This is a genomic window from Brevibacillus borstelensis, assembly GCF_036700025.1.
GTDB classification, from domain to species: domain Bacteria; phylum Bacillota; class Bacilli; order Brevibacillales; family Brevibacillaceae; genus Brevibacillus; species Brevibacillus borstelensis.
Genome location: NZ_CP144922.1, coordinates 3,086,332 through 3,106,401 on the forward strand (window position 1 = coordinate 3,086,332; position 20,070 = coordinate 3,106,401).

Genomic DNA, 20,070 nt, shown 5'->3' on the forward strand with positions numbered 1-20,070 from the left:
TGCATGGCATTTGGGATTTCCAGGGAAGAATTGAACGAGTGGAAACAGTCGGTTTCCCGGGGCGAGATTGCCTTTATCACGCATTATTGGCATGATCCCCGTTTTCCTGGCATCAGGACGGTGACCAAGGTCGGTTGTTCGGACAGGCAGCGGTTGACAGATTGGTGTGTAGCCAACGGCCTGAACCCTGTTTATATCCACGACCGTCCCCCTTTCCCCCACTTCGACCTTATGGGACCGAAGCAAAAGGAAATACTGGAAAAGGAAAACCAGTGGGAGCAAGTCACCCGTTTTCGTTTGTAAGAAGGCAAGTCTATAAAGTGAAAAGCAGACTCTTCGCTTGATATCAGGCTGAGAGTCTGCTTTCTTTATCACCGAAAGTGTCAAAAAAAGTTCGGACAACGTTCATGCTCTCTTCATTTGTGGTCGGCTTATTCCCGTGCTATCCTAAAGCTTGATTGAAAACGCTTGGACGGTACACGAACCTGTTTTTTCAAGCACAAGGGGTGAGAACCATCGCGCATCAATTAGCAGAAGAAGCCCGGACGTTTATCCAGGAATGCTACTCGTTCTTGGGTAAACCCGATACAGAAAGGGAAGCACGTATACAGGAGATTGCGAGAGAAATTCAAGAAACCGGCTCTTATGAACATACATATGAAGAGCTTCACTACGGTGTAAAAGCGGCATGGCGGAACAGCAATCGCTGCATCGGCAGATTGTTTTGGAATACGATCCACCTCTTCGATGCCAGAAGCGCGTCTACGGAAGAAGAAATCCGCGATGCCCTCTACCGCCATATCGAGTATGCCACCAACAACGGAAAAATCAGGCCTGCGATCACTGTATTCCGCCCCGCAAGCAACAAGCAGCAGCAAATACGAATATGGAACCACCAGCTCATCCGGTATGCGGGCTTTGAGACGGCTGAAGGCGTGATCGGAGACCCTCATTCCGTTCCGTTTACAAAGGCTTGTCTGGAATTAGGCTGGGAAGCAAAGCGGCAGCCTTATGAAATCCTGCCGCTCGTGATCCAGATCGGGGATCGGACTCCCGCATGGTTCGAGATTCCAAAACAGCTCATTTTGGAGGTTCCGATCAAGCATCCCGAGTATTCGTGGTTTGAGGAGCTGGCCCTGCAATGGTATGCGGTGCCGATCATCTCGGAGATGCGCCTCGAGGTGGGCGGCATTCACTACTCCGCTGCCCCTTTCAACGGCTGGTATATGGAGACCGAGATCGGGGCGCGCAATTTTGCGGACGAGGATCGGTTCAATCTCCTCCCGACAGTGGCTGCTTACATGAAGTTGGACACTTCGACCAACACGTCCTTTTGGAAAGACAAGGCGCTGCTTGAGTTGAACGTAGCCGTCCATCATTCCTATAAAGAAGCAGGCGTGAGCATCGTGGACCATCATACAGCTGCCCAACAGTTCAAGCTGTTTGAACAGCAGGAGCAGTCGTCCGGACGTGCGGTTACGGGAGATTGGACATGGCTTATTCCCCCTGTTTCTCCAGCAACGACTCACATTTTTCACAAGCTGTACGACAATACGTGGCATACGCCAAACTTCTTCTATCAGGAGAAGCCGTACTAGCTTACTAGAAGACAATTCGTATTAAAGGAAAAGCCGTACTAGCTTAGAAAAAAAATCGGCCTTGTCGCCAGGGCCGATTTGCTCGTATTGCTGCTTATCTTTTCTGGAACCACCCGCTCGGTTCTACTTGCAAATTGACATTGATTTGCTTGATCTCCAAATACTCTTCAAAGCCGTACGTACCCAGCTCGCGCCCGATCCCGCTCTGTTTGTATCCGCCCCACGGCGCTTCGTTGTAGGTGGGATGGTACGTGTTGATCCAGGTAATCCCGGCCCGCAGCTTGCGAATGACCCGGTGCGCTTTGGCAACATCCGAGGTGAACACTGCCCCGGCCAGTCCGTACCGAGTGCCGTTTGCCAGCTCGATCGCCTCTTCCTCGGCAGTAAAGGTCTGGATGACCAATACGGGGCCGAAAATCTCCTCTTGCACGATCCTCATGTCAGGAGTCGTATTGGTGAAGATCGTCGGTTCGACAAAGAATCCCCGGTCCAACCCGTTTTCCATCAGTCGACGGCCCCCGCAAAGCAGAGTGGCCCCTTCCTTTATTCCCGTCTCGATATAGGAGAGAACGCGATTCATATGCTCTTCGGTGATGAGTGGCCCCATCTCCGTCTCTTCGTCCGTTCCCGGCCCCACTTTGATCGTCTTGGCCCGGGCAACCAATTCCTCGACAAAGCGGTCGTAGATGCTTGCCTCCAGCAGCAGTCGCGAGCCCGCGGAGCATACCTCGCCCTGATTGGCAAAGATCGCGTAGAGCGCATAGTCTACAGCCGTTTCAAAATCTGTGTCTGCAAACACGATATTGGGGGATTTCCCGCCTAGCTCCAGCCCCACTTTTTTGATCGTATCCGCTGCCGCCTTCATGATTTTGATGCCCGTATCCGTTCCGCCAGTAAATGCAACCTTGTCCACGAGCGGATTTTCCGCCAGCTCCGCACCGACCGTTTCCCCTGCTCCGAGCACGAGATTGATCACCCCCGGCGGAAAACCGACTTGATCGATGATTTCGAACAGCCGGATCAAGGAAAGCGGCGTTTGTTCCGCAGGCTTGATCACGATGGCGCAGCCGGCGGCAATCGCGGGTGCGATTTTTTGCGTTGCCATGACCAGCGGGTAGTTCCATGGAATAATCTGCCCGACAACACCGATCGGCTCGCGGACGACCATCGACTGCATCTCGTCCGGAACATCGTAGGTGATCCCGTGAGGCTTCGTGCAAAGTCCGGCGTAGTAGCGGAATTGATTGACCGCGTCGCTCACGTCATAGCGGGACTCGCGGAGCGGCTTGCCATTATTCAGCGTATCCAGTGAGGCGAACTCTTCCACGCGCTGTTCCAGCAGATCGGCGATCTTATGCAGAAGCGCCGCCCTGTCACGCGCCTTGCTCTCTTGCCACCCGTCCTTGTCAAAGGCCCGCCGCGCTGCCTGTACCGCCTTTCTCGCATCGTCTCTTGTCCCTTCGGTGACGAGACCGATCACCTCCCCGTTGGCCGGGTTGATGACTTCTCTCGTCTGATTGTCTGAACCCAATACCCATTGTCCGTCGATGTACATCTTCTGAACGGTTCGCGGATCAGTCAAAAACGAATTTGCAGCCATCTGTTTACACACCTCTTTCTTCCTTTTTGATCAGCTTTGCCAGACGTTTGATCAAGCTCATCGTATCTTGAATTTCTTGAGGTTTTGGCTTGCGGGCATATTTGACAGGCGGGAGCAGAACCCAAATGAAGTCGCCGTAATTGGGACGCATCTCGACCCTCCAGCGCTGTTCCCGGCTACTGTAACGAAGCTCGAGCAGCTCATAGTCGATCGAATTGCAGAGCTCCTTGATGCGCTTGTCCTGATTGAGCCATTCAACGAGAGGGGCATGTGATTTCGAGAAAAAGCGGACTTGCCTGCCCGTTTTCATTTTACCAGAAAATTCGCATTTTATAACCAAATCTTCTTCAGGTCCCTTGTCGTGCAGTGTCCACATCCATGTGTAAATATAGACTCTCCCCATCCACTTGTTGATGATCTTGTAGGAAGCGCTCAGCTCCTCCACTCCGATTCTGGAACCATCCAGTTGTATGCGGCCGTTGCTGACAGTTCCGATCGGCGCGTAAGATTGAAACTCGCCAGCAATCAGGTGTAGGGTTTTGAATGCGCGGTGGTCGATGACTGTAAACAGCCCCATCCAGGTGTTCAGCTCCTTTTACGATGAAAGTTTTGCGTCACTTTCATGGCCGCCAATCGCTGTATCCAGCTCGCTTCTTTTGCGAATCCCGTCGTATACCTTTTCCAGTGGAACCGGTTCAAACAGTTTTTGACCCGTTGCCTTCAGGTAGATGATCCCAAACAAGATGATCGCAGCGATGACGTAAAGTGAAATCGTGAGGACGCGCGGGTCCTGATACTGCGTGTAGATCATGTACATGCAGGCGATGATGCCGACGATCTGCGGAATCGGGTAAAGCGGCGTTTTAAAAGGCCGTACAGCATCAGGATACTTGATCCGCAAGACGATGACGTCAATCTGTGTGATCATGTACGACATCAGCCAGGTGCCGCATGCCACAGCAATCATCATCGTGACAAAATCAATGTTGGCATTATTGACGAACGCATAAACAAGGACAATCAGAATCAGACCGACGACGAAAAAGATGCCGTACCAGGGCGTGCGTGTTTTCGGATGAAGCCAGGCGAATACCTTGGGCAGCAAGCCTTCCTTGGACAAGCCGTACAGCATGCGGGGTACCGCCACGAGATAGGTGTCACAGGTGGTCACGGCTGCCAGGATCGAGACGATACTCATAATGACAAGACCGGGCTTGCCCAGCATGGCCTCGGCACCGGCTACATGCGGAATCGTGGATTGTGCGAGCACATCCAGCGCGATGTACTTGGTGACGCCAAGACCAAAGAACAGGTCGACCAGCCAGATGGTGAAGCATCCGAACAGCATGGCGATCGGAATCGTTCTTCCTGGATTTTTTACCTCTTCAGCCAGCGGCGCAACAAATTCCATCCCGATGAAAAGCCAGATGGCAAGTCCCAGCGTCCCTGCCTGCTCCTGCCAACTCAACGGCGAGAAGGGCGGCTGCGCGGCCAAGGGCTCCATCGTGCCGATGCCAGTAAGTCCCCACAGCCCCAGTACGCCTAGAAGCGTCATCATGCCGATGGCCAGTACGGACTGTACTTTCCCGAACACGGCGACCCCCATCAGATTGACCAGAACGAGAAAGATCAATATCACAGAGACGCACACATACCAAGGTATCCCCGTCAGCGCCTCCAGAGATTGTCCGCCCACGATCATGTTTGTTCCTCCATCGGTGCCGACAAGCACGATATATCCTGCCAGTACAGCAAACAAGGCGGGGAGCTTGCCCAGTGCGGGGAGCGTGTACTCCCCGACCATTCCCGCTCCGGGGATCATTGCCGCCATTTCCGAGTAGGACAATGCTACGCATAAAATCACGATCAGCGCTCCAAAGGCGACTATGCTGTACGCAGGGCCGCTCACGCCGTAGCCATTTCCGAGCGCCACCATCGCAGTCCCGGAAACGACAAGTCCTACCGAAGCGGAATAAGCGGCCCAGAAGCCGAGCGTGCGATTCAATTTTAATTCACTCATAGGCAATCATCCTTCTCATCCGATTTTTGTGCAAATACTATCCCTCGTAAGCCATACGGAAAAGGCGCAAGTAATCTTCCTTCGTCGCTGGACGCGGGTTGCTCGGAGCCGACACATTCTGCGTCGCCGCTTCTGCCAGATACAAAAAGTCGTCCGGATTCACATTTCCCAGGTCCTTCATTTTCGGAATGTGCACGGTCTCAGCAAGCTTCTTCAACAGCCGGACACCCTCTCGCGCCGTCTCCTCTGCCGATCGATCTCCCCTCACCGCTCCGAGGCGTTCAGCCACGACGGCATGCTTCTCGGGATCTGCAGGGATGTTGTATTCAAATACGAACGGCAGGAGCATCGAGTTGGCCACTCCATGTGGCGTGTCATACAAGCCGCCGAGAGCCTCCGCCATGCAGTGGACGCCGCCGACATCGGAGTTGCCGAAAGCGATCCCGGCGATCAAGCTTGCTGCCAGCATTTGTTTGCGCGCCTCCAGATTGGTTCCGTCAGCCACTGCGATCGGGAGATACCGGACGATCTGATCGATCGCATACAGGGCCAGCGCATCCGTGATCGGCTCGGAAATGTTGCACGTATAGGCTTCAATCGCATGCGTCAAGGCATCCATACCCGTCGATGCCGTCACATGCGAAGGAAGTGTGACTGTAAGCTCTGGGTCCAACAGTGCAATCCTGGGTGCCAGCCGCGTGTCCAAAATATTCATTTTCAGCTTTGTTTCCGTGTCCGTAATGACCGAGAAGAATGTAACTTCACTGCCGGTACCGGCGGTTGTAGGGATGCAGAGCAGTGGAGTGATCGGCTCTTGAAGCACATTCAGCCCGTACCAATCGCTGATCTGTCCCCCGTGTGTAAGCAGTGTCCCGACCGCTTTGGCTGTGTCCATGGAACTGCCTCCGCCCAGTCCGATCAGGACGTCCACGCCAGCCTCCCGGGCGATTCGATAGGCTTCCATGCAATCCACATCGCGCGGATTCGGCTTGACCTGATCAAAAACGGCGTATGCAACCGCATTTGCTTCCAACATTTCTGTAACCGTTTTCAAAATACCGGATTTGACAATCCCTTGATCGGTAACGACTAACGCCTTCGTGCCTCCCAATTCTCGAATGCATCTTCCCAATTCCTTGATTTTCCCATTCCCAAATTCGATACGTGTCGGCAAATTGAATTGAAAATCCCAGATCATCCTATTATCACACCCTTTTGAATATTCAAAAATTATCACTTTCTAGAAGACTATCATACTTCAGCGACCATTCCCGCGCATGTTATATAGTAAATAAAAGTGGGACGAACATTTCATACATTTTGTAAGTTGGCTCATTCTGTTCTAAACGATACAGGGCTCCGCAAGAAAAAAGAACCGGGAAGCTTTCCTGCCCCGGCTCCTGTCATCATCCTGTATTATCGCTCCATTTCGTTTGTGTTCTCTACCGTTCATTTGTCCTCTGCCAAGGCTTGCTTGATCCGATCAATCTGCGCCAGATGCAATTGCACATGGGCAATAAATGCCTGAACAACATCGGCCAGTCTTACAGTCTTCCCGTTTACCTGACCCCCGCTCTTCTGCCAATCATCCTCAGAAAGTCTGCCAAACAGCTCACTATTATAGGAAAGCAACGCTTGGTATACACGCAGAATCTCCGCAACTGATCCTTCATTCGCCTTCGTATTGCTTACCCACGCATCTTGCGAAAAGCCGGGCAGCCGCGCTGTTGATCCGGAGAGAATTTCCCTGATTCGAAAGGATACGACGAGGTTATGGTCGGCCAGGTGGGACAGCACTTCGGTAATGCTCCATTTTTCAGGCGACTCCTTCCATCTCAGCCCGTCTTCGGTCAACCCTTCAATCGCTTGCTTCAGTTGCTCGTATATTGCGAGGTAATGACGTATATCGATTTTTGTGAGGCTCACATTGCTCCCTCCTTATGAAAGGCATGGATAACCGTTACATACGTGACTTGTCTTTTCGCTCCTTGTCCGTCTGAATTCGGTGAGAAGCCGTTCGCCCAATACGGGTTTGATCGGTTTATAACTACTGTTTGCTCGCCTCCAGCTCTGGTGCTCTGCTTTTTTCAGAAGCAGTGCTTTGTCCCGAACGATAGCGGTTAGGAGGTACGGGAATCCCCAGATTTCCCCGCAATGTATCATGCTCGTACTCTGTGCGGAACAAGCCGCGCTGCTGCAGGATCGGCACGACGAGCTCCACAAAGTCATCAAGACCGACCGGCACGACCGCGCTGCCGATCATGAAGCCGTCCGCCGCTCCTGCCTCGAACCACTCCTGAATCTCATTTTCTACCTGCTCGGGCGTACCGATGAAGCCTTTTCGGGGGGTGGTCACGCGAAGGGCCAACTGGCGTAGCGTCAGCTTTTCCTCCCTGGCTATCCGCTTGATCCAATCCGTCGTGCTTTTGAAGCCTTCGCTGCCCAATTCGCCCAGATCGGGAAGCGGTTCGTCGAGCGGAAACTGGGAAAAATCAAAGTGGTCAAAGAATCTGCCCAGATAATTGAGCGCATCGTCAATATGCACCAGTCCCGCAATCTGCTCGTACTTGCGCTCGGCTTCCTCCTGTGTGTGCCCGATAATCGGGGCAATCCCCGGAAAAATGAGAATCTCTTCAGGAGCCCTGCCATAGCGGGCGGCTCTTGCCTTTACGTCCTGGTAGAAGCGCTTGGCTGCCTCGATGTTGTCGTGATTGGTAAAAACGGCATCGGCTTCTTTTGCTGCCAGCTCTTTGCCTGCTTCGGAGGAGCCCGCTTGAAAGATGACCGGCTGTCCCTGCCTGGACCTGCCGATATTGAGCGGTCCCTGGACAGAGAAAAATTCTCCTTTGTGATTCAGCCGATGCATCTTTTCCGGATGGAAAAAGACACCCGTTTGTTTGTCGCGGACAAAAGCGTCATCTTCCCACGAATCCCACAGTCCTTTGGTTACCTGGAGAAACTCATGGGCAATGCGGTAACGCAGCTCATGCGACGGATGTGCAGGCTTGCTGTAGTTCAGAGCGGAGCCTTCCAATGGAGAGGTGACCGCGTTCCACCCTGCGCGACCGTTGCTGATCAGGTCGATGGAGGCGAACTGTCTTGCCACGGTAAAGGGTTCGCTGTAAGACGTCGAGAGTGTCCCGACCAGCCCGATATGAGTGCTGAAACCAGCCAATGCTGCGAGCAGGGTGATCGGCTCGAACCGGTTTAAAAAATTGGGGTGGGATTTTTCCGTAATGTATAGCCCATCCGCCACGAAGACAAGATCGAACTTTCCTTCCTCCGCTTTTCTCACCAGTCTTTTGTAAAAGGCAAGGTTTACGCTGGCATCCGCGACGGCATCCGGATGTCTCCATGCAGCTACGTGCCCGCCCGGTCCATGCAGCATCGTGCCTAGCTTCAACTGTCTTTTTTGCGTCATTGTCTATTTCCTCCCCTTTCGATCAGTCAAGCGTACCGTTCCAATTGCAGCTCGTTGTCCGTCTCCCACCGCTCCAGCGCATGGATGGCAGCCAGTGCAAACAGAGCGGCACCCGGCGACAAGGCGTCTTCATTTACAGTAAATTTCGGATGATGCCACTCTTCGCTCCCGCTGGTCCCAATCCAAGCGAAGCTGCCTGGCACGACTTGTTGATAATGGGCAAAATCTTCACCGCCTGCCGAAGGCTTTGCCTCCACGACGTTCAGGCGCAGTGCCTCCGCTGCACTGTGAAACACTTCTGTCGCCGCCGGGTGATTGTCTACTGACGGTGTACCCGCGAACCATTCCAGTTCGGCCCGGGCTCCGAAGCCTGCTGCAATTCCGGTCGCGATCCGCTCAAGCAGCTCCGGTATTTTCTGCCGCACCTGCGGATGAAACGTGCGAACAGTACCGTCCAAAGCTGCTGTATCGGGTATGACATTCCACGACGTGCCGGCGTGAAATTGGCAGACGCTGACAACCGCGCTTTCAAAAGGGCTGATGCTCCGGCTTACAGCCGTTTGCAATCCCCCGACGATCGCGCTTGCGGCCACGATCGGGTCAATGGCCGCATCCGGCACCGCGGCATGGCCCGCTTTTCCGGAAACCGTGATGTTGAAGCCGTCCACACTCGCCATCAGCGGTCCGCTTAGAAGTCCAATGGTCCCGACCGGCAAGTCCGGTTTATTGTGCATCCCGAAAATGGCGCTCACGCCTTCCAATGCTCCTGCTTCGATCATTGCTTTGGCCCCTGTGCCCTTTTCCTCTGCCGGCTGAAACAGCAAGCGAACGCGTCCAGGCAGCTTGGCCGCGTGTTTTTGCAGTAAAAGAGCAGCTCCCAAAATCACAGAGGTGTGGAAGTCGTGGCCGCACGCGTGCATCCTTCCCTTGACCAAAGAAGCGTAGGGCAGCCCGCTCTCCTCCTGAATCGGCAAGGCATCAATATCTGCCCGAAGCGCTACGGTGGGTCCCGGCGCAGCTCCTGTAATCTCTGCCAATACGCCTACCGGAATCGCCAGCGGCAATATGCTGATCCCGGCCTCTGTGAGCGTGTCGCGAATTTTCCTCGTCGTCCGGTGCTCCTCCCAGGACAGCTCCGGATAGCTGTGGAGCTCTCGCCTGATCTCGACGAGCTTGCTATGGTATTCCGCTGCTTCTCTGAGCAGATCTTCGGCTGTAATCGTCAAATGGACACCTCCTCATTGTGCGTTTCGCTTGCGGCAGTCGGGCTGTGAATGAGCCGTTTTTGCAAAAACACAAGCTTGTCATCATGACCCAAATCCCGCTCATAAAACGGGGTATATCCGTTTCTTTCGTACATCGACAACAGCCATGGGTGCTTTCTGGATGTCGCCAGCGTTGCGCAAGGGGCATGCAGCGTATCGCGGACAACCGTTTCTTCCACATACCTGAGCAGCCTTGAGCCGATGCCCTGGTTTTTGCAGTCAGGGTCTACCGCAAACCAGTACAAAAAGGGATATTCCGTCACCTCTACCAAGGAACGCAAAGAGATTGTCGCGAGCAGCCTGCCCTCCCTCTCCAGAACAAAGCATGTATGCTCGGACAGGTTTTCGAGGATCATCTCCATATCTGCGTGGACAGCGGTAAACTCGATTTCCAGCTCCCGGATGGTTTGATACGCTCTTTTGATCAGCTCCAAAAGCTTCTCCGCGTCCTTTACTGTCGCCAGACGAAACTGGTCGCTCATGCAAAACACCTCCCAAACGATTCAGATCACGTAGCTCCACTCCGGGGTAATCCGCCTCACGAACTGTTTGGTCCGCTCTTCTTTCGGATTTGAAAAAATCTCATCCGGTGGGCCTTCCTCAACGATCACCCCGCCGTCCATGAACACGATATGGTTGGCCACTTCTCTGGCAAATCCCATCTCATGGGTGACTACGATCATCGTCACGCCTTCCCGCGCGATCTTTTTGATAACCGCCAGAACCTCGCCCACCAGCTCCGGGTCCAGAGCGGACGTCGGCTCGTCAAACAAGATCACCTCCGGACTCAAAGCCAGTGCACGAGCGATCCCGACACGCTGCTGCTGTCCGCCGGAGAGCTGGCTGGGATAGTGATGAATCTTGTCAGACAACCCCACTTTTTCCAGGACGTCGAGGCTTTTTTGCTTTGCTTCTTCTTTCGGTAGCTTTTGTGCGACGACGAGGCCTTCCATCACATTTTCCAAAGCAGTCTTGTGCTTGAACAGGTTGTAATGCTGAAACACCATCGCCGTTTTTCTGCGGAGCTTCAAAACGTTCTGTTTGCCCGGCTGCTTGCAATCGACGGTGAAGCCGCTGATCGTCACCTGACCGTCTGACGGCCGCTCCAAAAAATTGACGCAGCGCAACAGTGTTGTTTTTCCCGAACCGCTTGGCCCGAGGATGACTACAACATCCCCTTTGTTTACCGTCAGGTCGATGCCTTTCAGCACCTCATGGCTTCCGTATGACTTGCGGATATTTTGCAGTTGAATCATGCGATACCTCCCCGGTTGTACGCTGTAACACGCTTTTCCAGAAAAGCGGTGATCCTCTCAGCGATAATGGTCATCCCCCAGTAGATCAACGCGGCCGCGATGAAAGCCTCCAGGAACTTCAGATTGACGGAGGCGACGACATTCGCCTTTCCGAGCAGTTCCATCTGCGAGACGGTGAAAGCGAATGTGGAAGTGTGCAAAAATCCGATGAACAGATTGCACAAATTCGGCAAAATGATCCCGATCGCTTGCGGCAAAACAATCCTCCACAGCGCTTGGCGGGTGCTCATCCCGACGGCGTAAGCCGCTTCGACCTGGCCTTGGTTGACCGACAAAATACCGGAGCGGATAATCTCCGACATGTAGGCACCTGCCGTCAACGAAAAGGCCGTCAGCACAAAAACCAGAATCGGAATCGAAGCGGTGTCAATACCCCATCCGAATTGATCGGAAAGCTTGGCGATCAAAAGCGGCAGGGCAAAGTAAATGATCAGCACATGCAGCACAACAGGCGTTCCTCGCAGAAAGGAAACGTAAAAATCGGCGATCCGGTGGAGAAACCGCACCTTGTAGATACGCATCAGTGCCGTGACCACGCCAATCCCGAACCCGATGATCAGCGGAATGACCGTGATGACGAGCGTGAGCGGCAGAGCCGTTACAATTTCGAAGAAGCACGTAATGATAAACGGAATGTCAATTGTCATCTGATACGCCCTTTCCGCAAAATGATGTCAGGCGCTTGCCCACTTTCTCTCATGCCTCTGCAGCCTCCGCTCTGCGCCGGCAAAGCCTTTTTCCAGTACGATTACGACGAGATAATAAATGATCGCCAGCCCGATATACACTTCGAGCGCATGCGCCGTTGCCGAGATCAGTGTCTGCCCCCGCCCCATCATATCCATCACGCCGATGCTGAAAGCAAGCGATGTGTCCTTGAGAAACCCGATGACGGAATTGGCAAAGTTGGGAAAAGCGATCATCCCCGCTTGCGGCAAAACGATTCGTACGAACGCCTGCCTACCCGTCAAGCCTGCAGCGTACGCCGCTTCTATTTGTCCACGGTCCACACTGTTGACTGCAGCGCGGATCGTCTCCGAGAAAAAGGCAGCACTGCTCAAGGAATACGTCGCAATGACGAAAAACAAAGGGTTTGCCCGCGAAACGTCCAGATGAAACAGTTGCAAAAACGCCGGGAGCCCGTAAAAGACGAGAAACAACTGGATCAATACCGGCGTTCCCCGGATAAAGGAAACGTAAATCGCTGCGAGCTGGCTGAGTACCGGCACGTTGTACAACCGGGGCAGCGCGATCAAAAGAGCCAGCCATAAGCCAAAGAAAAGTGCTGCGACGAGGATGAACAGCGTCACCGGCAAATACGCCAGCAGCTTGGGGAGAAACTCAAAGATTAATGCCGGGTCAAATGCTTTGCCCATGGCGTTTGCCTCCCTCGCGACGAAAAGACTCCATTACTGCTCAACGGTGTAGTCACCGCCCAGCCATTCTGTGCTTAATTTCGCCAGCGTTCCGTCTGCCTTGATTTCCCGCAAGGCTTCATCGATTCGCTGCTTCAGCTCCGTCGCGTCTTTTCGCAAAATGTAATAGACTTTCGAATTCGAAAGCGGCTCCCCGACCGTTTTCAACTGCGCATCCACCGATTTATTGAGAAAATCGATGGCAAACTGGGTGCTGATGGTTGCGTCGACCCGCCCCGATTTGATCTGGGCATTGGCATCCTCGCCCGTGCCGGTGTAGACGATGTTGATCGGATTGCCATGCTCTTTGTTCCACTTCTCAGCGAGCACCGCGGCATTGCTCGTCGCAGTCACGATCAGCTTTTTCCCCTTCAAATCCTCGATGGAGCGTACCTCGTTGTTGTCCTGGCGAACGACAACCTTGTTGGGAAAAATATTGTAAGCCTCATCGTTGAACAAGAACTTGGCCTTTCTTTCTTCATTTACTTCCATCTGATGGGCGATCAGATCGATCTTGCTTGTCTCCAGGCTGAGCAGGAGGTTTTTGAACTCAAAGGTTTTCAATTCAAATTCGTAGTCTGGAAGCCGCCTGTCGATCTCTCTGATCAGCTCGACATCATAGCCGGTCAGCTTGCCATTTTCATCAATAAAGCAGATGTTCGGAAATGAAGTGCCCGTACCCACCGCAACCGTTTTGACGCCGGAAGCCGCGCTCGCCAGACTTCCCCCTGCCCCTTGGGTTACCGGGCCGGGAGAGCAACCGGATGCAACCAGGAAGGTGCCGATCAACAAAGATAACAACGCTGTTTTTTTCATAACATTCCCTCCATTTGATTTGTGGACAAAGGCGGAGTCCCCTACCGGCTTGGTATCGACTCGTCCGCGAATGCTTCCTTTACTTGCACATACGAGTCGAGGCGCCTGTGGAAATCCTTAAGCGGCACGGTGATGATCAGTTCGTCGACCTGATAGACGCGCTGAAGCTCCAGCAGCTTATTGCGAACGGTATTTTGTGAACCGGCAATGATATTTGCCTCCTTTACCTCGATCCTGTACTTTTCCCCGGATTGTACGCCGAAAGCTTCGGCTGCCTCTATGCTGTTCACAGTCAACGTTCTCCCGCCTTCGAGATGGATCTTGACATTCTTGTATTCCGAAGCCCATTCCCTGGCTTCCCGATCAGTCGCCGCTACGATCACCGACAGCGCCAGAATGGCTTCTCTTTTGGCAGCCTCGGCAGGAGATTTTGCGGAAAACCGTTCTCGGTAACGGATAAAGGCAGCGCGTATCACAGCCTCATCCCCGTTGATAAACTGGGCAAAGACGTAAGGCAAGCCAGCTTGTGCGGCCAATTCGGCACTGGAGGTGCTTGTTCCGAGCAAATAGATGGGAGCCGGGGTTTGCGGGATCGGCGTCGCACGCAAGCCAAACAGCGGATGCGTCTCTTCAATCCGGTTGTAAAGATAGGCATCCAGTTCCTTGAGCTTTTCTTCCAGCAGTTTCGGTGTCCCGCCCTCTCGCTGCAAGGCCCTTGTGGATAAAGGGAGTCCTCCCGGCGCACGCCCAATGCCCAAATCGATTCGCCCCGGAGCCAAAGCCGCCAGCACGTTGAAATTTTCAGCGACTTTATAGGGACTGTAATGCTGAAGCATCACTCCTCCTGAGCCGAGCCGGATACGCTTTGTCTTGGCAGCCAAATACGCCAGCAGCACTTCGGGTGAAGAGCCGACGACGTCGTCAGAGTTGTGGTGCTCCGACACCCAAAAGCGATGATAGCCGAGCTCCTCTGCTGTTTGGGCCAAGGTGATTGTATGAAGAAACGCTTCTTCCGCCGACTCCCCCTTGCCAATCTGGCTTTGATCCAAAATACTTAACCGAATGCTCATGGTCGCTCCCTCCTCGCAGGCAAGCTGAACGATAACTTTTATTATTCCGATTTGTTTAATCGGGATTTGTTGTAAAAAAATGTACCACCGCCTCCTCGCACAGTCAATCGGCTGGGTAATCAGCTTTTTCTATTCATGAATAGAGAAGTTCAATCGTGATTCATGGAAGCTGCTTTTCCAGTCGATTTCTTTCCTCAGAGACAAAAATGTGTTCCAGATTTCGCCGCCCTCCCCTTTGCGTGCGATCACATTCGTTCGCAAGGTTAACGAGGTAAGAGCTGGTATCGCAATCGGGCAAAGCTGCTTTTCCCGTACTTCCCTTCTCGCGCATGATTCGGGCAAAAAACCGATCCCCAGTCCTTTGCATATGCATTTTTTCGCGGCCTCTACATTGTCTATGTACAGATCGATGGACGGTAGTCGGGACAAGGACTCAAACAGTCGGTGAAGCTTGATCCAGTCAAGCGAGCCGCATTCAAAAAAGACCAAAGAGTAATTCCCTGCTTCTTCTATCGTGACATTATCCTGCTCCCATAACGGATGGCCTGGATACACAAAGAGACGAATCGGGTCTTCATAAAACATGACCGAATCAATCCGCGGATGTGTGATGTTTCGCACCAGTCCCAGGTCGATTTCGTTTTCCGTCACCTTTTGCAAAATCGCTTCGGATGGTCCTGTCACCAGCTTGATCTGAAGCTCGGGGTATTTTTTTCTCAAGACCGGCAAGATTTCCGGGATCAAGTAATGGGATACCGATGCTGTGCAGCCGAGGCGTATTTCCTTTATTCCCGCGCCAGTTGTCTGAAGCTGTTGTTTTCCTTTTTTATACGATTGCAGTATCTGCTGCGCATACGGAAGAAACTGCCTCCCTTTTTCCGTCAGGGTGAATTTCCTGCCTTCCCGGTGAAACAGCTTGGTGTCCAGTTCACGCTCAAGCGATTGAATCCGGGCCGTGATGGATGGCTGCGACAAGAACAAGGCATCTGCTGCTTTGTTAAAGCTGTTAAAGTGGACGACGTAAACAAAAGCTTCCAGATTTTCGATATTCATCTGTCTCTCTCCTCGTATTCCAGGCTGACTGCTGTTCTTTGCCTTCTCGCGGGCCCCACTAAAAAAAAGAGACAGAATCCCCCTGAAAGGTATTCCTGTCTCTAGTGGTCTAGTCGACATGTAGTTCTCTTATCGGAATAGTTTGGATTATTTTACGTACTTTCTCAGCTTTTGTCAATGCTTCTGGAGTGCCGTTTTGTCCTCTTTTTTCCCCCAGCAAGCAGCTTGTTCATCCATTGACAAAAAAGAGGCAAAGCTTTACACTCATTTTCATTAGTCGGCTAAACGAAGGGGGATCTTCATGGCTTTTGACTACTCCACTGCCCTAACCCATCTGATGAGCCATGTGATGAAGCTGTACCGTCACAATGTCGACCTCTTGATTCAAGCCTACGATGTTTACCCCGGTCAGCCGCCGCTGCTCATCCGTCTGGCGGAAGAGGACGGCCAGATTCAGCAGGAGCTTGCCCGCAAGCTAAACATCAAGCCAGCCACGATGACCGTCATGGTCAACCGGATGGTCAAGACAGGACTGGTGGAGCGCAGAAATGACCCCCACGATCAGCGAGTGTCCAGGGTCTTTCTCACCGAAAAAGGACGCCAAGCAGAGAAAGCGGTAAAAGAAGCGTTGCAAGAGATCGAAGAAAAGTGCTTCGCACACTTTACCCCGGAAGAAAAGGAGCTGTTCCGCCGCTTGCTGCAGCAAATGCATAAAGATTTGGAGGATGTACAGTCGTCGAAGCGTTCATCGACGGAAATTTGCACAGAAAGGTTTGAATGATACTTGTGAGTGATCCAATGATTTCGTACAACCGTACAACCGAAAAAGCGATTGGCACCAGCCGTTTGATGATGGTTCTTGTGCTCGGTTCTTTAACCGCTTTTGGACCTTTGTCTCTCGATATGTACCTGCCGTCGCTGCCAAAGATCGCCGAAGAATTGCAAACGAGCACTTCTTTGGTCCAATTAAGCCTGACATCCTGCCTGCTCGGCCTTTCTGCGGGACAGCTTTTGGCAGGACCGCTCAGCGATGTACAGGGCAGGCGCAAGCCGCTTTTGATCGGTCTGATCGTCTACATTGTCACCTCTTTGCTGTGTGCCCTTATGCCTTCGATTTGGGGCTTCGTCGCGCTCCGGTTCATTCAAGGGGTTGCCGGAGCCGCCGGCATCGTGATTGCACGGGCGATGGTTCGGGACATGTACTCCGGGACAGAAATGACGAAATTCTCCTCGATGCTGATGCTCGTCAACGGTGCTGCTCCGATTCTGGCCCCTATTTTTGGCGGCCAGCTCCTGGAGGTAACGTCTTGGCGGGGTGTATTCATTGTACTTGGAGCAATCGGGGTCCTGATGCTGGTCGCGGTCTTGCTGAAGCTGCCTGAGACTCTGCCCGCAGAACGCCGCGCACCCGGCGGCTTGACACAGACGCTCTCCACCTTCCGCGGCCTGCTCACCGACCGGAACTTCATGGGCTACGCGCTGTCCTCGGGTCTCGTGTCGGCGGCGATGTTTGCTTACATTTCCGGTTCGCCCTTTGTGATTCAAAATATTTACGGGGCTTCGCCGCAAATGTTCAGCTTGTTCTTTGCCATAAATGGCCTGGGGATCATTATCGCCGGACAAATTACCGGAAAGCTTGCCGGACGCGTCAGTGAGAAAAAGCTGCTGATCATCGGACTGGGGATCGCTGTGTTCGGCGGCATCTCGCTCTTGGCCATGATCCTCATCGGCGCTGGACTTGCAGCTGTCCTGCCGCCGCTATTCCTCGTCGTATCCAGCGTCGGTATCGTCAGTACGACTGCTTTTTCACTGGCGATGCAAAACCAGGCCAAAGCGGCAGGCAGCGCCTCTGCGCTGATCGGCCTGCTCTCCTTTGTTTCCGGCGGCATCGTCGCCCCTCTCGTCGGGATCGGCGGCAGCGGCACAGCCGTACCGATGGGTGTCGTCATCGCGCTTGCCGAAATTGGAGCAATCCTGTGCTACCTTTTGATGATCAAGCGTAAAGAAACGACCGTGGATTGAACGCCATTTTCAAAAAACGCAGAGATCGGGTAACATGCAGGGCTGGATTCCTGCTGAAACCTCACCATGTGATACCGCACGTGTGCGGGGGAGGCGGCTCCATCCACCCACTGCTTCGCTCGGAACACGCAAAAAAGGGACCTCACCTCTTACCAGGCTGAACCAGGTAGAGGCAAGGTCCCTTTTCGCTGTTATAATGAAAAGAAAAAGACCGGTCCTAAACCGATTATGAAAGGAGCCCTCTTGCGATAGTCAACAAGAGGGCTTTCGGTCTATTAAAAGTCAAAGTTATCCGGATCCGGACCGACTCTGAGATTTTGATTCAAGCTGTCGATTCGCTCCATCTCTTCGCTCGTCAGCTCAAAATCGAATACCGTAGCGTTTTCGACGATTCGCTGCGCCTTTGTCGATTTGGGGATCGTAACGACTCCGTTTTGCAGGTCCCAGCGCAAAATGATCTGGGCAACCGATTTGCCGTGCTTTGTTGCGATCTCCTGCAGGACTGGATTATCCAACAATTGCCCCTGCATGAGCGGCGACCACGCTTCCAACTGAATGCCGTGCTTCTGGCAATACGCCTGAAGCTCTTTTTGGGTCAAGCGCGGATGGTACTCCACCTGGTTCACCATCGGTTTGATTTCTGCATCCTTCATCAAGTCTTCGAGGTGATGGATTTGGAAGTTGCTGACCCCGATCGCTTTGACCCGCCCTTCTTTGTAAAGCGTCTCCAGTGCCCGCCATGCCTCTTTGTATTTGCCCGCTACAGGCCAATGAATCAAGTACAGATCAAGATAGTCCAGCCCCAGCTTGTCCAGGCTTGCCTGGTAGGCGGCGATTGTCGATTCATATCCCAGGTCGGCATTCCAAACCTTTGAGGTGATGAACAGCTCCTCCCTTGCGATGCGAGCTTCTTTCATCCCTTCACGGATCCCTTCTCCGACTCCTGCTTCATTTTCGTAAATCGCTGCAGTATCGACACTCCGGTACCCATGAACGATAGCGGTTTTTACGGCATTCACCAATTCCGGCCCTTCTTCTACCTTAAATACTCCCAAGCCGAGCCAAGGCATTTTTACCCCGTTATGCAATGTTGTTGTATCTTGTAAATGTTTTGCCATGATGAAAGTCCTCCTGACTATGTGAAATGGAAATGATGATTATGCGCGTTGCTCTCTTTGATCCCTTTGCTCCAATGCCCGACTCCAGCCGGACAAGACGACAGCCGCCAGTACCATGAAGCCGCCGATCCATGAGGTATGAATGAGACCGATGGAATCGGTAATGACCCCGCCGAGATAGGAGCCGATGGCGATACCTGCATTAAAGGCGGCGATATTGATCGCTGAGGCGACATCTACAGCACTGGGGACAAAACGCTCTGCCAGCATGACGACGTACACTTGCAGACCAGGCACGTTCATAAAGGCGAACAGTCCCATCAGAAAGATCGTAATCAAGCCAGCTACTTTGAACGGTGCGGTGAACGCCAAAAGAAAAAGGACTGCCGCTTGCACGATAAACATATAAAACAAGGCCACAATCGGCTTTCGATTCGCTACTTTTCCGCCAATTACGTTTCCGACTGCAATCGCGATGCCGTACACAAGCAAGATGACCGCGACCGTTTCAGCTTTAAACCCTGTTATATCCTGAAGCAGTGGAGACAAATAAGTGAAGACGACGAACGTGCCCCCATACCCCAACGCGGTAATCAAGAATACCAGCAGCAACCGCCCATTTGTAACGAGCTTGAGCTGATCGCCAAATTTTGTGCGAATCCCTTTTGCCAAATTGCGAGGAACCAGGATGCCGTTCGCAATCAAGGCGATAGCCCCTACCGCAACAATCGCTACAAAGGCAAGCCGCCACCCGAACTGTTGACCGATAAAGGTTCCGATCGGCACTCCAGTAACGGTAGCCACCGTAAGGCCTGTAAACATGATCGAGATCGCGCTGGCTCTGCGATCCTCCGGCACCAAATTGGCGGCGATGGTAGACCCGATTGACATAAATACACCGTGCGCGAAGGCGGACAAAACACGGGCTATCAGCAGAATGCTTACGCTGGTCGCACTGGCTGCAATGCTGTTCCCCGCGATAAAGACGACCATGATCCATAGCAAAAGTGTTTTCCGGTTCATGGTGGAAGTCAGTGATGTCAGGATTGGCGCGCCGACCGTGACCCCAAGTGCATAGAGGGAAACGGTCAGCCCGGCTGTCGTGACAGAGATGTGTAAATCTTGAGCGATCAGCGGCAGTAATCCCACGCTGATAAATTCTGTGGTTCCTATCGCGAATGCACTCACTGCCAATGCCAGCAGTGCCCACATATTACGCTTATGATCCAAAGGCATGGTTCCTCCTCCTGTTTGTGTCTATTTCTAGGGCCCTAGTTGCCAACAGACTATCTAAATAAAAAAGTATAGTGATTTTCCGCCGGCAAATGCTATTATGGGAGTTATAAGTCAAAAAGA

20 protein-coding genes are annotated in these 20,070 nt (G+C 52.9%); 4 read left to right on the forward strand and 16 right to left on the reverse strand.

Annotated features, from left to right (window positions below):
• Window positions 1-3 precede the first annotated feature (3 nt).
• Window positions 4-303, forward strand: a complete 300-nt coding sequence (locus V5G20_RS14620) for a hypothetical protein (RefSeq protein WP_003386822.1) — start codon at window positions 4-6, stop codon at window positions 301-303.
• 212 nt (window positions 304-515) lie between these two features.
• Window positions 516-1,598 carry a nitric oxide synthase oxygenase gene (locus V5G20_RS14625; RefSeq protein WP_031933345.1) on the forward strand — a complete coding sequence of 361 codons (1,083 nt, stop codon included), beginning with the start codon at window positions 516-518 and terminating at the stop codon, window positions 1,596-1,598.
• Between the two features lie 94 nt (window positions 1,599-1,692).
• Here V5G20_RS14625 and V5G20_RS14630 read toward each other — a convergent pair whose 3' ends face one another.
• The 14 genes from V5G20_RS14630 to V5G20_RS14695 form a co-directional block, all read right to left on the reverse strand.
• Window positions 1,693-3,198, reverse strand: coding sequence for an aldehyde dehydrogenase family protein (locus V5G20_RS14630; protein WP_338461081.1), 1,506 nt, complete (start codon window positions 3,196-3,198; stop codon window positions 1,693-1,695).
• A 4-nt stretch (window positions 3,199-3,202) separates the two neighbouring features.
• Window positions 3,203-3,775, reverse strand: a complete 573-nt coding sequence (locus tag V5G20_RS14635; RefSeq protein ID WP_338461083.1) for a hypothetical protein — start codon at window positions 3,773-3,775, stop codon at window positions 3,203-3,205.
• A gap of 18 nt (window positions 3,776-3,793) precedes the next feature.
• The gene (locus tag V5G20_RS14640; protein ID WP_172920303.1) at window positions 3,794-5,218 is read right to left on the reverse strand and encodes an APC family permease; all 1,425 of its coding nucleotides are present in this window, start codon (window positions 5,216-5,218) and stop codon (window positions 3,794-3,796) included.
• 37 nt (window positions 5,219-5,255) lie between these two features.
• Window positions 5,256-6,416, reverse strand: coding sequence for an iron-containing alcohol dehydrogenase (locus tag V5G20_RS14645; RefSeq protein WP_003386828.1), 1,161 nt, complete (start codon window positions 6,414-6,416; stop codon window positions 5,256-5,258).
• A 251-nt stretch (window positions 6,417-6,667) separates the two neighbouring features.
• Entirely contained in the window at window positions 6,668-7,144 is a 477-nt protein-coding gene (locus V5G20_RS14650) for a DinB family protein (protein WP_172920304.1), read from the reverse strand.
• Window positions 7,145-7,265: 121 nt separating this feature from the next.
• Window positions 7,266-8,639 carry an LLM class flavin-dependent oxidoreductase gene (locus V5G20_RS14655; protein ID WP_338461087.1) on the reverse strand — a complete coding sequence of 458 codons (1,374 nt, stop codon included), beginning with the start codon at window positions 8,637-8,639 and terminating at the stop codon, window positions 7,266-7,268.
• Between the two features lie 26 nt (window positions 8,640-8,665).
• Entirely contained in the window at window positions 8,666-9,865 is a 1,200-nt protein-coding gene (locus V5G20_RS14660) for an amidohydrolase (RefSeq protein ID WP_172920305.1), read from the reverse strand.
• Window positions 9,862-10,386 (reverse strand): GNAT family N-acetyltransferase, encoded by a 525-nt coding sequence (locus tag V5G20_RS14665; RefSeq protein WP_338461089.1) that lies wholly within the window; start codon window positions 10,384-10,386, stop codon window positions 9,862-9,864. Before V5G20_RS14665 ends, V5G20_RS14660 begins: the two co-directional genes overlap by 4 nt.
• A gap of 21 nt (window positions 10,387-10,407) precedes the next feature.
• The gene (locus V5G20_RS14670) at window positions 10,408-11,160 is read right to left on the reverse strand and encodes an amino acid ABC transporter ATP-binding protein (RefSeq protein ID WP_024984744.1); all 753 of its coding nucleotides are present in this window, start codon (window positions 11,158-11,160) and stop codon (window positions 10,408-10,410) included.
• On the reverse strand, window positions 11,157-11,867 hold the full coding sequence (locus V5G20_RS14675; protein WP_024984745.1) for an amino acid ABC transporter permease: 711 nt from the start codon (window positions 11,865-11,867) through the stop codon (window positions 11,157-11,159). The genes V5G20_RS14670 and V5G20_RS14675 overlap by 4 nt, the downstream gene beginning before the upstream one ends.
• Before the next feature lie 27 nt (window positions 11,868-11,894).
• A complete protein-coding gene (locus tag V5G20_RS14680; RefSeq protein WP_338461093.1) occupies window positions 11,895-12,596 on the reverse strand; it encodes an amino acid ABC transporter permease in 702 nt (233 codons plus the stop codon).
• Window positions 12,597-12,629: 33 nt separating this feature from the next.
• Entirely contained in the window at window positions 12,630-13,451 is an 822-nt protein-coding gene (locus V5G20_RS14685) for a transporter substrate-binding domain-containing protein (RefSeq protein ID WP_338461096.1), read from the reverse strand.
• A gap of 41 nt (window positions 13,452-13,492) precedes the next feature.
• Complete coding sequence (locus V5G20_RS14690; protein ID WP_338461098.1) at window positions 13,493-14,521, reverse strand: LLM class flavin-dependent oxidoreductase; 1,029 nt, start codon at window positions 14,519-14,521, stop codon at window positions 13,493-13,495.
• Between the two features lie 129 nt (window positions 14,522-14,650).
• Window positions 14,651-15,574 carry a LysR family transcriptional regulator gene (locus V5G20_RS14695; protein WP_003386840.1) on the reverse strand — a complete coding sequence of 308 codons (924 nt, stop codon included), beginning with the start codon at window positions 15,572-15,574 and terminating at the stop codon, window positions 14,651-14,653.
• Between the two features lie 301 nt (window positions 15,575-15,875).
• Between V5G20_RS14695 and V5G20_RS14700 the strand changes: the two genes are divergently transcribed.
• Both V5G20_RS14700 and V5G20_RS14705 read left to right on the forward strand, forming a co-directional pair.
• On the forward strand, window positions 15,876-16,355 hold the full coding sequence (locus V5G20_RS14700) for a MarR family winged helix-turn-helix transcriptional regulator (protein WP_003386841.1): 480 nt from the start codon (window positions 15,876-15,878) through the stop codon (window positions 16,353-16,355).
• Window positions 16,356-16,372: 17 nt separating this feature from the next.
• Window positions 16,373-17,596, forward strand: coding sequence for a multidrug effflux MFS transporter (locus tag V5G20_RS14705; RefSeq protein WP_035989194.1), 1,224 nt, complete (start codon window positions 16,373-16,375; stop codon window positions 17,594-17,596).
• 275 nt (window positions 17,597-17,871) lie between these two features.
• On the opposite strand, the gene V5G20_RS14710 is transcribed toward V5G20_RS14705, so the two are convergent.
• Both V5G20_RS14710 and V5G20_RS14715 read right to left on the reverse strand, forming a co-directional pair.
• Window positions 17,872-18,714 (reverse strand): aldo/keto reductase, encoded by an 843-nt coding sequence (locus tag V5G20_RS14710; RefSeq protein ID WP_003386845.1) that lies wholly within the window; start codon window positions 18,712-18,714, stop codon window positions 17,872-17,874.
• A 39-nt stretch (window positions 18,715-18,753) separates the two neighbouring features.
• Entirely contained in the window at window positions 18,754-19,950 is a 1,197-nt protein-coding gene (locus V5G20_RS14715; protein ID WP_024984750.1) for an MFS transporter, read from the reverse strand.
• Between the last annotated feature and the right edge of the window lie 120 nt (window positions 19,951-20,070).

What these genes read in the sequence shown, in the direction of transcription:
- V5G20_RS14670 (WP_024984744.1), bottom strand. Translation starts at nt 11,160, where the DNA reads ATGATTCAACTGCAAAATATCCGCAAGTCATACGGAAGCCATGAGGTG.
- V5G20_RS14710 (WP_003386845.1), bottom strand. Translation starts at nt 18,714, where the DNA reads ATGGCAAAACATTTACAAGATACAACAACATTGCATAACGGGGTAAAA.
- V5G20_RS14645 (WP_003386828.1), bottom strand. Translation starts at nt 6,416, where the DNA reads ATGATCTGGGATTTTCAATTCAATTTGCCGACACGTATCGAATTTGGG.
- V5G20_RS14715 (WP_024984750.1), bottom strand. Translation starts at nt 19,950, where the DNA reads ATGCCTTTGGATCATAAGCGTAATATGTGGGCACTGCTGGCATTGGCA.
- V5G20_RS14700 (WP_003386841.1), top strand. Translation starts at nt 15,876, where the DNA reads ATGGCTTTTGACTACTCCACTGCCCTAACCCATCTGATGAGCCATGTG.
- V5G20_RS14705 (WP_035989194.1), top strand. Translation starts at nt 16,373, where the DNA reads ATGATTTCGTACAACCGTACAACCGAAAAAGCGATTGGCACCAGCCGT.
- V5G20_RS14695 (WP_003386840.1), bottom strand. Translation starts at nt 15,574, where the DNA reads ATGAATATCGAAAATCTGGAAGCTTTTGTTTACGTCGTCCACTTTAAC.
- V5G20_RS14620 (WP_003386822.1), top strand. Translation starts at nt 4, where the DNA reads ATGGCATTTGGGATTTCCAGGGAAGAATTGAACGAGTGGAAACAGTCG.
- V5G20_RS14680 (WP_338461093.1), bottom strand. Translation starts at nt 12,596, where the DNA reads ATGGGCAAAGCATTTGACCCGGCATTAATCTTTGAGTTTCTCCCCAAG.
- V5G20_RS14640 (WP_172920303.1), bottom strand. Translation starts at nt 5,218, where the DNA reads ATGAGTGAATTAAAATTGAATCGCACGCTCGGCTTCTGGGCCGCTTAT.
- V5G20_RS14635 (WP_338461083.1), bottom strand. Translation starts at nt 3,775, where the DNA reads ATGGGGCTGTTTACAGTCATCGACCACCGCGCATTCAAAACCCTACAC.
- V5G20_RS14690 (WP_338461098.1), bottom strand. Translation starts at nt 14,521, where the DNA reads ATGAGCATTCGGTTAAGTATTTTGGATCAAAGCCAGATTGGCAAGGGG.
- V5G20_RS14675 (WP_024984745.1), bottom strand. Translation starts at nt 11,867, where the DNA reads ATGACAATTGACATTCCGTTTATCATTACGTGCTTCTTCGAAATTGTA.
- V5G20_RS14630 (WP_338461081.1), bottom strand. Translation starts at nt 3,198, where the DNA reads ATGGCTGCAAATTCGTTTTTGACTGATCCGCGAACCGTTCAGAAGATG.
- V5G20_RS14685 (WP_338461096.1), bottom strand. Translation starts at nt 13,451, where the DNA reads ATGAAAAAAACAGCGTTGTTATCTTTGTTGATCGGCACCTTCCTGGTT.
- V5G20_RS14665 (WP_338461089.1), bottom strand. Translation starts at nt 10,386, where the DNA reads ATGAGCGACCAGTTTCGTCTGGCGACAGTAAAGGACGCGGAGAAGCTT.
- V5G20_RS14655 (WP_338461087.1), bottom strand. Translation starts at nt 8,639, where the DNA reads ATGACGCAAAAAAGACAGTTGAAGCTAGGCACGATGCTGCATGGACCG.